The organism is Photorhabdus australis DSM 17609 (assembly GCF_000711895.1).
Taxonomy (GTDB): Bacteria; Pseudomonadota; Gammaproteobacteria; order Enterobacterales; family Enterobacteriaceae; genus Photorhabdus; species Photorhabdus australis.
Genome location: NZ_JONO01000026.1, coordinates 55,156 through 68,419, shown reverse-complemented (window position 1 = coordinate 68,419; position 13,264 = coordinate 55,156). Strand labels below are relative to the sequence as shown.

At 44.0% G+C, this 13,264-nt stretch carries 9 protein-coding genes and 1 pseudogene; 6 read left to right on the top strand and 4 right to left on the bottom strand.

From position 1 onward, the window contains the following. Window positions 1-15 precede the first annotated feature (15 nt). The 3 genes from hpaA (at window position 16) to BO26_RS08925 (ending at window position 2,291) form a co-directional block, all read left to right on the top strand. Window positions 16-906 carry a 4-hydroxyphenylacetate catabolism regulatory protein HpaA gene (gene hpaA / locus BO26_RS08935; RefSeq protein ID WP_036770916.1) on the top strand — a complete coding sequence of 297 codons (891 nt, stop codon included), beginning with the start codon at window positions 16-18 and terminating at the stop codon, window positions 904-906. A gap of 393 nt (window positions 907-1,299) precedes the next feature. After that, complete coding sequence (locus BO26_RS08930) at window positions 1,300-1,980, top strand: hypothetical protein (RefSeq protein WP_236637409.1); 681 nt, start codon at window positions 1,300-1,302, stop codon at window positions 1,978-1,980. After that, complete coding sequence (locus BO26_RS08925) at window positions 1,977-2,291, top strand: YjeO family protein (RefSeq protein ID WP_051690921.1); 315 nt, start codon at window positions 1,977-1,979, stop codon at window positions 2,289-2,291. Before BO26_RS08930 ends, BO26_RS08925 begins: the two co-directional genes overlap by 4 nt. Before the next feature lie 51 nt (window positions 2,292-2,342). Here the strand turns inward: BO26_RS08925 and BO26_RS08920 are convergent, their stop codons facing one another. Continuing rightward, window positions 2,343-2,822, bottom strand: coding sequence for an Hcp family type VI secretion system effector (locus BO26_RS08920; protein ID WP_036770915.1), 480 nt, complete (start codon window positions 2,820-2,822; stop codon window positions 2,343-2,345). 1,073 nt (window positions 2,823-3,895) lie between these two features. Here BO26_RS08920 and BO26_RS08915 point away from each other — a divergent pair. Next, entirely contained in the window at window positions 3,896-4,201 is a 306-nt protein-coding gene (locus BO26_RS08915; RefSeq protein WP_036770914.1) for a YjeO family protein, read from the top strand. Window positions 4,202-4,547: 346 nt separating this feature from the next. Here the strand turns inward: BO26_RS08915 and BO26_RS24510 are convergent, their stop codons facing one another. Further along, a complete protein-coding gene (locus BO26_RS24510) occupies window positions 4,548-4,697 on the bottom strand; it encodes a hypothetical protein (RefSeq protein WP_157835537.1) in 150 nt (49 codons plus the stop codon). A gap of 363 nt (window positions 4,698-5,060) precedes the next feature. On the opposite strand from BO26_RS24510, the gene BO26_RS08910 reads away from it, so the two are divergent. Further along, window positions 5,061-5,330, top strand: a complete 270-nt coding sequence (locus tag BO26_RS08910) for a contact-dependent growth inhibition system immunity protein (protein ID WP_157835536.1) — start codon at window positions 5,061-5,063, stop codon at window positions 5,328-5,330. 280 nt (window positions 5,331-5,610) lie between these two features. Then, window positions 5,611-5,745: pseudogene (locus BO26_RS23685) on the top strand (DUF1240 domain-containing protein); the annotation flags it as partial. Between the two features lie 229 nt (window positions 5,746-5,974). Here the strand turns inward: BO26_RS23685 and BO26_RS08905 are convergent. Both BO26_RS08905 and BO26_RS08900 read right to left on the bottom strand, forming a co-directional pair. Further along, entirely contained in the window at window positions 5,975-8,941 is a 2,967-nt protein-coding gene (locus tag BO26_RS08905; RefSeq protein ID WP_036770912.1) for a PfaD family polyunsaturated fatty acid/polyketide biosynthesis protein, read from the bottom strand. A 4-nt stretch (window positions 8,942-8,945) separates the two neighbouring features. Further along, window positions 8,946-13,217, bottom strand: coding sequence for a hotdog fold thioesterase (locus tag BO26_RS08900; RefSeq protein WP_236637408.1), 4,272 nt, complete (start codon window positions 13,215-13,217; stop codon window positions 8,946-8,948). Between the last annotated feature and the right edge of the window lie 47 nt (window positions 13,218-13,264).

Below are 13,264 nucleotides of genomic sequence, written 5' to 3'. Positions count from 1 at the left end.
CAAGGAAAAACTGTCATGATTGAGCCTATCATTGCCAATATTGATATCAGCAAAGACTATGACGAGACTCAAGGCACTGATGATGTGCATTATCAAACATTTGGCCGAATGGCTGCATTTTTTGGTCGTAATATGCAGGCTCATCGCCATGATGGTTTCTTCCAGCTCCATTTTCTGGTCACCGGACATATTGAGTTACAGTTGGATGAACAACACTATTCTGTGCAAGCTCCACTGTTTATCTTAACACCGCCATCTGTTCCTCATGCTTTTTTTACTCAAGATGATAGTGACGGATATGTCCTTACCGTGCGACAGGAACTGATATTACCGCTACTAGAATCACTCTATCCTGTAAATAAAGATGTTCTTGATATTCCAGCTATTTGCTTATCTGTCGCAGATAAACCGGCAGAATTAGATGCGTTTAACCATTATTGGGCGCTAATAGACCGCGAATCATCTAATAACTTTGCTGGACGGGAACAATCACTGGCATTTTTAGCACAAGCATTATTTACTTTGCTATTGCGCAATATTCCTCTTGATGACCATCCGGTTAATGGTGTGCGCGGGGAAATTAAAATATTCCAGCGATTTAACCAACTCATAGACAATTATTATCATCATCACCTTGCCGTACCAGAATATGCTGACAAACTAGGCATTACAGAATCGCGGTTAAAAGATATGTGCCGACGGTTTGCTAACCGGCCCCCTAAAAGATTAATTTTCGATCGCCAGCTACGTGAGGCGAAACGGCTACTGTTATTCAGTGATTGCGCCATATTTGAAATTGCCTATCAGCTTGGGTTCAAAGATCCCGCCTATTTTGCCCGTTTCTTTAATAGATTGGTTGGTTGCTCCCCCAGTTTTTGGCGGGAAAGAAATATTCATGAAAAATAAATGCCAGTGCTGATTATATTAAAACTGACATTTTTTATTTTTATTCTGATTGTGAAGTAAACTTCCTGTGATTAATTTATCGTAAACTTGTTCATTTTTATTGCAAATAATTTTTTCCAGAATTAAAATTCTGAATGTACTAAAACTTTATAATTTACTGAAGTTTCAAGTAATAAGGTGTTGAAAACAAAAATACCTATATACCCTATAAATTTCAAGATGCATCGAAAAGAGGTAATAATATATGAAAAACCCTTACTGTGCAGTAGATGAGTTAGGATTCCCACGTTTTGATGCTACAGACTTCATACGTTATATACCCAATAGATTTCAAGATGCATCGCGACGGCAAGGGAGCGAATCCCCGGGAGCATAGATAACTATGTGACCGGGGTGAGTGAGTGCAGCCAACAAAGAGGCAACTTGAAAGATAACAGGTATAGATGGTTACCCAACAATCCTCGGTATTTAACTGGTAAGAGTTATTTATGGGCATATAAAGCGGCCTATTTGCAATATAATAAAAATTTAATAATAAAATATGCTCATCAAGAGAAAATACCTATTTTGTTGCTCGCGGGTGTAGCTGTATCTGAAGCAGGAGGTACACCTGACAGATTCAAAGCCTATGGCGTACTGCAAATGAAACAAATGGCAGATATTTTTCATAGAAATAATAAGACTTCGAACTCCACATCAGTTGGTGTATTAGCAATTCAACTTAGAGCAGCAGCTGAAACATTGGGAATAGATCCATCAACATTAACAACAACACAACAACTACAATTGGCCAACTGCTTATTAACCGACGATTTTAATATTAAAGTTGTCGCTAAACACCTACGAGACTTAATACTTTACGACTACCCAGGAATAAATACAGAAGATTTAAATGATGAACAATTAATTTTAGCAGGTTCCCGTTATAATAGGGGAATAGCCAGAGATAAAAAAGATTTTATTAAATCTATTGACTCTCCAATCGGCTCACGAGAAAGAGAATATAGCGAATACGGAAGGAGAATTTTAGAAAAAAGAAAGACAATAAATCTGATAATGGGAATTTCAGAATGAATAAACTAGCTATAGTTTTAACCATTCTTTACATCCTGCTTTGTATAATAGTCATAGATGGTGCGTCGTTTTTCGAAAAAGAAGATTATATAGATGGTCAAGTCATAAAAAACGTTTGTGATGTTTATCGTGCACTTGTTGTCGATGACATAAGAGGCATTACCGCCCCAATATCCCTGCTATTTATATTCCCATTATTTTACACCGCAGCAAAAAAGAGATTTAAATCGGCTTTTTTTAATGCAGTAACACTTGCTTTACTGGCATATTGGCTATGGCGATTTTTTATTAGATTGATAGTATGCATTTAGAGAAACTCTAAATATTTAGGTAGCGATAGCTAAACGCTACCTAAATGTAAATTAATATACGCGATCTTCACAGATACTATATCCGGATGTCCCGGCGATATAGTGTTTCCAGGTTATATTTTGATAAGAAATTGATAACATTTCCTCTGGTTGATTATCCGCATGAGTTACTGAATGAGGATACAACACACTAAAACTCTTTATCGTGGCCTTGGTAATCATGACTGAATAATATTTTTCCTGAGCACCTATACTTGACGTTCTGTAGAATTCAAAAAGAAGCTCCAGCTCTTCATTCTCTGAGATCGCAATGCCTAATAACGGCGATGATTTATCTATTGGTTTGACAAATCTAACGGGTTGATGATTAACATTTTGCTCTCTGGTAATATCATGTTCAAAAGACAGAACAAATATCTGATCCTCATGACCAATTTGATATTTATTACCAATAGAATCATAAGATGAACACCCAGCAGATATCAGTCCTTGTTTCTTTCCTTTTATCGTAACGTAAATGGAGTTAGCCATCTATATCTACCTTTTTAATTTATACCCGTCATCTTTCAAGTTGCTTCTTTGTTGGCTGCACTCACTCACCCCAGTCACATAGTTATCTATGCTCCTGGGGATTCGCTCCCTTGCCGTCGCGATGCATCTTGAAATCTATTGGGTATAGTTAGTGAAAAATCATATAAAACATCTACTCTTAGGCTGGATATCGTCTTCAGCCATAGACTGAGCATATAATAGTACTTAATTATCGTATCATACACAGATAATTAAGCATTAAAGTACCCATAGATACTTTACATCCCTTTTTTCTTCCTTCCTGTATCACTCCATCAATTTGTACGCAAGGCTGATCGGCGTTGCGACTATTAATTATCTGTCTGAAAAACCAGATAGACTATTTTGATTTTATTCTATATTTCATTATCAAATTATTAGCTCTGAAATTATCTGGGTGATGCCAATGAACAAACTCCAGGCTAAAAACAATACCATGACTTAAATAAAGAAGAAAAAATTATTATGACTGAACCTATCATTTAAATGACAAGTCATGTGACAGTTAGCGTACTATCTGCTTTTTAATTGTGACGACTTTTTGTTATCAACCCATCCAGGATTTAACCATTTTTATTACAAAATCTCTTCCCTGAATTAAAATTCTGAATATACTGGAGCTTACGATTCATTGTAACTATACCCGTTATCTTTCAAGTTGCCTCTTTGTTGGCTGCACTCACCCCGGTCACAGAGTTATCTATGCTCCTGGGGATGCGTTCTCTTGCCGCCGCCCTGCGGCTTGAAATCTATTGGGTATAGTTAATTTTATCAAATAAAAGGAAATAACAGATGAAATCTCCTTACTATACGGTAGATAAATTGGGATCTCCAGGCTCTGATGTGACATATCCCATACTCCATAAATGGCTACCTAATCAACCACTCACTGTACCTGATCAAAGTGATTTAAGGCAATCTGTTCACAAAGCAAAAAAACTTAATAATAAAGTACGCTCACTAAGGTAAAACGCCTATTTTACTACTTATGGAAGTAGAGAAAAGACAATGCATTTAATCATGAGAGTTTCAGAATGAGCAAATTAGCTTTAAATATCATTTATGCCATCTTTTGTACGTTATTTATATATATTATGTCCTATTTAGAAGAAGAATATTACACAAATGGTCGGGATATAAAGGATATCTGTGATACTTATAGAGCACTGCTGGATGATACCCGTGAGCTATTCTCTCCAACGTGTTTACTGGTTATATCACCATTAATTTATGCCACTGTAAAAAAAAGATTTAAATCACTTCCCCTTAATATCATGACATTCGCACTACTCGCATATTGGATATGGCAGTTTTTTATCAGACTAATGATATGTATTTAGAATAATTTCAACCATTCAGGTGGTGACTAGCAAAGACTGCCTGAATATAAACACGATTTTCACCGATATGTCCCCTGATAGCCCAAATTCTTAAATCCGTTTTGTATTCTTTTAGATTTTATCACTATCTATTTTTAGCTTTTTCATTTCAATACTTTTTTGACAAATGTAAATTATTTCAAATTTGCAAATTTATGGTTGATTTCTGCACACACCCTACTTTATGCATTCCTTAACCAAAAATCGAAAAATTTGCATTCATTAAGGGGTAATGAGTATGGTACATATCATTTATTTAACACTCAAAGGTAAGAAACAAGAGCTAATTTCTGCTGGCTGCGGCTCCTCAGCTAGCGGCGATTCTGTCAGATAATACCATCACAGAAGAGGAAACCTGGAGCAACAGAATATTAGGTGGCGCGGGTTTAGCCGCCGGGGTTGTTGAACTTATTGGCGCTGGCGGCCTTTGTCTGGTGCCTGATCCGACAACACTCACTTTAGAGTCGCCTCTATACGGGTAGACAGAATTGAATTAATTGAGCATGAATCGCCTACAAGTTTAAAACCGGGTGGACATACTTTAGCTAAACATGTTGGGTTATCTGAGCAGGATTAGATAAAAATAAATAATTACAATATTTTTAATTCAAAAAATAAACAAGGAAGTTAATCAATAGGAATAATTTATATGTTTCAAAAACTTAGATTGTTTCAGTTACCAGAAGATCACAATAATACAAGAGGCTTCATTTAAAATGACCGGGCAATATCCATTAAGTTTCTAAAATATGTATCAAAAAAAGCTCATGATTTTCTAAACGAGCATACTAAACAAAATGAATAGTTAAAGTATTCCTACATGAAAAAACAAACAAAGAGGTTTAATTCAATGGAAATAGAAATACAAAGAAAATATATAGACGATTTAACGCTTGCTTATTTTCATGAAGATTATCAGCTACCTGGTGAAAAAACGGATGAAATAATGGCTGACTATCTAAACTGTCAATATCCAATAACCCTAATAAGTTTAATAATAGAGATTAATAATTTCATCCGTAATTCTGATGATGTAGAAAAATATTTTCATAGTTTTAATTACGATAAATTTTCTCCTGAATTAAGGTAGTAAATAATTATACATTATACTTCAAAAACGTTATTCAATGAGCTCCATGCCATTTATTAACCAAACTGCAAGAACATTAACAATATATAAATAAATTAAATTTAGATAAAATACAAAATATATCATGTTATTTCCCCTATATTATTATTGGTTAAATAAATTAATATCTTGAATTTATAAATAGATTCCTGCAATATTCACAGTATAATAAATAAATTATTTAAAAAGAAAACCCAAGTATTACGATTTAATTATTAAAGTAACTTGAGGGATTTTTTGGGCATCATTAATTCTGAGTGCACCTGTATCATTTTATGTTAGTTATAAATTGAAAAATAATGGATATCTCACTTGTGACAAAATTTCATGGATGTCACCAACAACCTATGTAAAAAATTTATCATTATGTGAATGAAAATTTTTTTAAATATTCTGTCCTCATGTTTTTTCTATTTAGCTTCTGAATTACAGAGACTTTTTATTATTTTTCATGATGTTAAGTAATGTTTTAAGCACATCAAAACCAATCACAAAACACCATGAAAAAGTTACTCAATTGCGCCAGCAAAAAGCCAATTTACCCCCAGCCGACAATCGTCGAACTAAAGCTGCCTGCCGCACCGCTAAAACAGCCATTTACCAACTCAATCGGCCCCTTCTTTGAAAGTGATGTCGATGATCTCACGGGCGTGAGCCATGGCATCGAAGATACGTTCTTCAAAGAAGCGTACATCATCCTGCGACATTAACACGTTAGAATATATACGCGATAACGGCGAGAACTGGATACCGTAGTGTTTGGCGGTTTCACGGATAATGATGTCGCAGATCTTTACCTTATCGCTGTAGTCCTGGGATCGTTCAAGCGGTTCCTGTTGACAGTGGTACACCAGCGCGGTTGGCATGCCCTGAATCACCAGCGGTAAATCAACGGCTTCAGCCGCTTTGACAAAGACGTTGGAAAGTTGGCGGGTAATGTCAGCGATACGGTCGTAACAGCCCGGATCACGCTCAATCAGTGAGAGGGTTGCCTTGATAGCCGCCAGCCCCAGCGGATAACCGTTGAAAGTACCAGCATGGATCACCTCGCCACGGGTATACAGCTCCATGATGTCGCGACGGCCAACAATGGCAGAAACCGGCATTGCACCGCCACCCAATGCCTTGCCAAAAGTCGCCAAATGCGGAGTAACGCCCAACAATTGCTGTGCACCGCCGAGGCCCAAGCGCACCCCCGTGATAATCTCATCGAAAATTAACACAATATTGTTTTTTTCACACAACACCTTGGCTTTTTCCAGATAACCTTCTCGCGGGAAAATACCACCACCGTTGAGGCAGATAGGTTCCATCAACACAGCGGCGATTTCGCCATGATAGCGCTCAATAGTGTCCGCCAGTACGTCAATGTCATTCCACGGCAGCATAAAGGATTGCTCAGTCATCGAACCCGTCGCTCGTCCATAAGTATCGAGCAAGTCACCCTGGAATTGTTCCGGCACCGGATAGTGAAGATCCTGCTTGTTCCGCCATCCCATGATGTTATCAGCACTGCCGTGGTAATGACCGTGGAAACGGATAAAACGATTTTTGCCGGTAAAGCCACGAGCCAGACGTAACGCATTCTGTACCGCTTCAGTACCACTCAGGCAGAAGCGGACCATCTCAGCACAAGGAATATGCTTCACTATGGTTTCACACACATCCACTTCCAGATCGCAGATATCCACCGACGTGACCTTACCCATATACTGGATCAGCGACTCATTGTAGGCTTCGTTGCGATGGCCGACAAACAACGCACCAAACTTACAGAACAGATCGAGATGTTCATTACCATCCAAATCCCAAATGCGCGAGTTGCGTCCACGGTTGAATGGGATCACCAATGGCCGTTCAGGATCACCGAAGTTGTAATGAGTACCTCCCGGCAAAAGATCGCAGCACTTTTTATAAAACGCTGTTGAACTTTCCAATGACAGTTTTGTTGTTGTGTCCATAAATTGCTTACTCTCCACCTGTGTTTGTGAGGTCAAATTACCGTTGGTATAGCTCGCATCTTTGGATAAGTTAAACGGCACGTACTGTTTAACCGATTCTGGAAGTGTGACGTGCATAAGTTCAAGCAAGGCAATGCGAGTCAGGTAAGCGGCTCCACTCATCAGTAGATGAGCAAGTTCTGCCACCTTACGCTGAGTCACATCCTCCAGTGGCGTGCCCTGCAACCACTCATTCATTGCTCCCATTGCCGATCCGCACCAAATCTGGTAATCCATATGCCGTGTTGCTTCACCGTTTATCGCCCAACGTGATGACTGACCGAGATACCACTGGAACAACAACGCCATTTTTTTCTTTGGCTGCTGCTCCGCCTTTTCAACCACCGCCGGCAAGTTGCAACGCTGGAAATAGGCCACCGTTTCCTGCCAGATATCAGCCAGCGGCTTATGGAAGATCTGTTTTTCCAACAGGGCCACATCCTGCTCCGGGAGCGCATCCAGACTGTCGTACTGTTTATACAACGCGAGAAGCTTCTGGGCGCGTATTGCATACATATTACCCAGTTTCAGCACCTGTACTTTAGCGCCCAACTCAAACATATCTGCCGACGGCACCATTGCCACGTCGCTTATCTGGGCCTTGCCTAACATCTGTTTTACCGCCTCAGAGGTGCCGGCTTCCACACAAGCCTGGTTTATTGAACCAGTCACCACATACGCCGCGCCAAGGGCAAAGGCAGACAGAATAGCGTGGGGGGTCCCCAAACCACCTGCTGCCCCAATCCGCACCTGGAAACCAAGGCAAGACTCGCGCTCAATATCGTCGCGTAGCTGCACTATAGAACGGAAGATGCAGGACAGCACCCCCTGATCAGTATGGCCGCCGGAGTCCCCTTCCACGGTAATGTCATCTGCCATCGGCACCTGACGCGCCAGCTCTGCCTGTGCTGCGGTAATCACCCCCTCAGCCAGAAGTTTTTTCAGGATGTTTTCCGGTGCCGGACGCAAGAAACGCTCAGCAACCTCACGGCGTGATACCTTAGCTATGATGCGATTTTGACGCAGGATGCGACCATTTTGTTGCTGCGCCAGCCCACAAGCTCGGTAGTACACCAACGCCATACTCAGGTTGATATAAGCCGAAGCCTCAATCACCCGGACCTGTTGTTCCATGCACAGTCGCACACAGGCCATTTCCCATTCCGGATTACCGGGAGTGTGAAGGAGGTTGACACCAAATGGCCCGTTAGGTAGATGCTGGCGCAATGTAGTAATCGCCTCAGCAATGCGCGAAATGCTCAGCCCGCCAGCGCCAAATATGCCCAAGATACCTTGCTGGCCCAAAGCAATCACCATCTCTTCTGAGTGAATGCCATTTGCCATCGCACCAGCGTAATAGGCCAGGCGTACACCATATTCCCGACGAAAACTGTCATCCCCCAGATCAACTTCCGTCACCGCTGGTAACGTGCCGAGCACAACCGCCTGCTCGGAGGGAAGTGGCCCACTAGCCGGTAACAACACCACTCCGTCCCCCAATTGCACGACTTGCAGAGCGTGGTCAAGATCATACAAATTGGCGGATTGGTTAACAGATAAACGATGACTCATTTTTTCATGCTCCCTGTGTCAACAACATCGTAGAAGAAGTGGCCGGCAGAGACAGGCGCCGGGTAAAACCTACCCCCAAGTTATCGCACAACCCAATGACGTTACCGCGATAGATGATTTCAGCAATGAAGATCAACGAGATAGCCGTCAAGGTGGTGCTATCCTCCTGGTACTGTGCATCAATCGATTTACAGGTCAGACGATAACGTAGCACGTCGCGCTCACGCTTGACTTCACTACGGAATTTGGCGCTGTGCTGAAAGTTATACAGTGTTTGGGAGACCAAATCGCTCTGCGATTTCAGCCCCAGATAATATAGGTAGAACTGCATCAGTTGTTCACAGCCTTCAACCAATAACGTGGCCGGCATGATCGGATCGTTCTTGAAATGCACTTCGAATACCCAATGTTCAGGATCAATATCCACTTCACCAATCACCTCCCCCAAGCCAAAAGGCCCTCCGGACAGGTCAACATCCAGTACCCGGCTAAGCATGCGTGAGTGTGGAGCAGAAAGTCTGCCAGCGCCTTCAACGGCATATTGCGAGCCAAAACAGGCGGCAATGTCCCCTTGCATCAGGGCGTTAATATGTTGTTCGTCAAAACGTCGGCGCTGACAACGCAGCGGCGGTATGAATGGCTGGGCCAGTTTTGCGGCGGCAAAATACGGCGTAGTATCTATCTGCCTGACTTTGGCGATGTCGCGCATAGTGAAGAAGCCCGAGTTAGCTTCCTGTTTTAACACCAGACGCTCACCGACGTAGCAGTAGTATTCATAGGCAATTAAGACCATGCCTCCAGCGCGCACGCAGGACTTGATATCGACCCGGCCACGCAACACCTCGCCCACCCTCGGCATCTCGCTGTACACTGTGGTCTGGCTGTCTACCGCACGGTAACCCAATTGTCCTTTGAATAGATGGTCGCAACCGATGACAGTGAAAGCCACTATCAGCGCATGGGACGATTCCAGAACGATAAAATCCGGAGTCTTACCATCCACCACATACCAGGCATCAACAGGAATGTCGTATTCCCACTCAATGTAGCAAGGCTCAAGCCGATCCTTAACCGCTGATAACGCGGTAATACGCGAGACAAACAGGTAAGGTGGAGATGGCATGCGGGTACGAACCGGATAACAATCCACCTTGGCATACTCGGCTCCCAGCACATTCGCCACTAAACCGTCAGTCAGTTCAACAATCTGGTGCTCATCGAACAACGGCGCACTGGCAGCGGAAGGAGACTCATTGAGAATGCGATTAAGCAACTGATAATAAGACTGTTCAAGGCGCAGATACTGCAATTGAGTTTGTGCATTGCGCACCAGGTACTTAAGCACGGTAGCCGCAGGGATTATCTGAGTATCAGGGTGCGCCGCGATATTCACCGTGCCGGAGAAACGCGCTAGATTGGTCTCGTTGATGATGAAATCGACCAACGTTTTCTCCCCGGCAGTATAGACTGTGACTTTTAATCCCCCTGTAGCGGGCACTGTGGCTTTTGCCGGCCGGGCGCGTGACCCATCTCTGGGTTCGCGCAGGATCATATGACTGTAAGCGCGGTCAATACCGATATGATTGATCGCCGCACGCCGCAATCCCTGTGCCGGTTGCGGCCAGAACTGTGTTTGCCCTGGCAGGGAAAAATGATCTCCGGCGCTATACGCCAACTGAGTGGATTGTGCATAATCGGGCAGCGCCGGCAGATAACGCTGGGTGAGTTGCAACGCTACCTTGATAATTCCCAACAAACCATTAGCCGCCGACAGATGACCATAGTGCGCCTTCAATGTACCGAGGGTCAGCAGTGCCTGACGCTGCGGCGAGGCATACACCTGGTGTAATGCAGCTAACTCGGTGGCAATCTCATCAGGTCGCCCACCGGCGTAAACTTCAATGTAGTCGATCTGTTGCGCTGTGCAACCCGCTGCCGCCAGCCCCTGCACCGCTGCCGCAATCATCTCCTCTTTATCGATTTTAAACGCCAACTGGCGATCCAACGCATGACCGATTGCCAAACCTTCCACCACGGCATAAATAGGGGTGGACTCACGCAGAGCATCCTGTTCACGCCGCAGCACCACGACACCGCCACCATCTCCCACCGCCTGATTTGCCCGACATGACTGATGATCCCATAGGACATTTTCCACCCCGCCAGCAAAACTACAGCTGGCAACAATCACAGCCTCGACCTGTTGACGAGCAAGCAGGAATTGCGCCAACTCAAAAGCTTTAAACGGTGCACTTTCTTCGCTGTACAACGAAAACACCGGGCCATTCAGGTGCAGATGTGCGGCAATCCGACTCGCTACCACGTTACCAATCCCACCGGTAATGCCTTCAGGATACGGAGTTGGGCATAGGCTATCCTTCAGGATGGTTTGTAATGCCTGCACATCGGTATCAGGTAATTCGATACCATGACTGCGCAGACTATGTTCCAATTGCCAACCAATTTCATTGCGTGCCTGACCACGTAGGCTGCCATAGTCCACCCCACCGGCCACAATCATAGCAATGTTACGTTTACTGCCATCCAGCGCATAACCCGCATCAAGAAAAGCACGCTCGGCCACCGGCAATAAAAACAAGTGGGAAAGCAGATATGGACTGACTACATTCGGTGGTAACTTGAAACGCTTGCAGTCGAACTCAAATTTCTCAATGTAGGAACCAAGTGGCGGTTGTTCTACCCCACGCATCGCCAACACATCAGCTCGCTGTTCGATGCCCTGCCAACGCGTCAGCGGCAATGGATACAGATGCTGTGTCCCCTGTTGTACCACTTGATCCAGGGCATCGGTATCTTCCGTCTGCGCCAAGTGTACGCCCACACCCACCAGAGCCAGAGGCTCGAGCACCAACGGACGCCAAGGTTCGCTTTGTGTAGCACGCAGCCGTGGATGATCTTCACTGATCACCATATGAGCATTGACACCACCGAAGCCAAACGCATTAATCCCAGCGCGCTTTGGTCTACCATTGACAGGCCACGGCTGAGCACTACGGACCACATGTTCCAAACTAATCTGGCTGGCTGGCGTCGTAACCAGTTGCTGAACGCCAAGGGTCGCAGGAATTAAATCGTGCTGCATGGCCAGGATCACCTTCAACAGGCTGCCCATGCCAGACGCTGTCAGCATGTGGCCATTGTTAGCCTTGTTAGCCCCCAACAGTGGCCTCTTTTTTACACCGTTAAAGAAGGCTTCGACCGTAGCTAATTCGATTTGATCACCTACCGGAGTGCCAGTAGCGTGACACTCGAGGTAGTCGATCTCCGGGCTGCTGTTGCGGTAGGCACGTTCCAGCGCCAATCGCTGTCCATTGATGTCTGGAACCAAAATATGCTTAGCACCAGCGTCGTTGGATAAACCAATCGATTCGATTACGCCATAAATTTTGTCATTGTCACGAATGGCATCGGCATAGCGTTTAATCGCCACAATTCCAGCCCCTTCACCGGCTTTCAACCCTTCAGAAGTGCGGTCAAAAGGCACCGAAGCCCCACCGTCCGGGAAAGCCCGCAAAACATTAAACCCTTGGTTAATATAGATATGGTCGGCATGGCAAACAGCACCGGCCAGCATCATCTCTGCCTTGCCGCTGGCAAGGTAATCCGCCGCCATTTTTATCGCGTAAAGCGCCGATGAACAGGCAGCATCCAGAGCATAACTCGGCCCCTGCAAGCCCAATGCCTGAGCAGCGATGGTGGCATTATGTCCACCCGTTATCAGGTTAAGGTCTGAATTCGTCTCTTCCGGCCAAAATTGATCAAAGCCGAAATCAGGACGCCCAATTAATTGCTGGACATAAGGCGTTAATAAACGATGGTAAAACGGGCTCATCAAACGTTTACCGCTGTGCGTCGGCATACCTATGTTACCAATTAACAATCCCGTCTTTTTTAATACAGCTTGCTTATCTCGATATCCACTATCATTCAGCGCTTTTGCCGCCGCATAAATCGTCCATTTAAACAAATTATCCAAAGCAAGTATTTCATTCTCAGGTAACGCATAGCCTTTCGCATCAAAGTGAAAATCGCGAATATGTCCATTTCGGCTATAGTTTATTTTATCAACAGTGCCTGAAATGGGATGATAATAAAGTGCAGGATCGACACCGAGCTCCTTAGCAGACAACGGAGTTGCACTATCATTTTTCAGGCAGAGATTTTCCCAGTACTTTTCAATGGTATCTGCCTCAGGAAACAGACAACCCAACCCCACAATGGCAATATTTTCCATGACAGAGTAACTCCTAAGCATGACAAAATTCTCCTGAGCGCAACGGCGGCGCTCAGATGCATATCAGA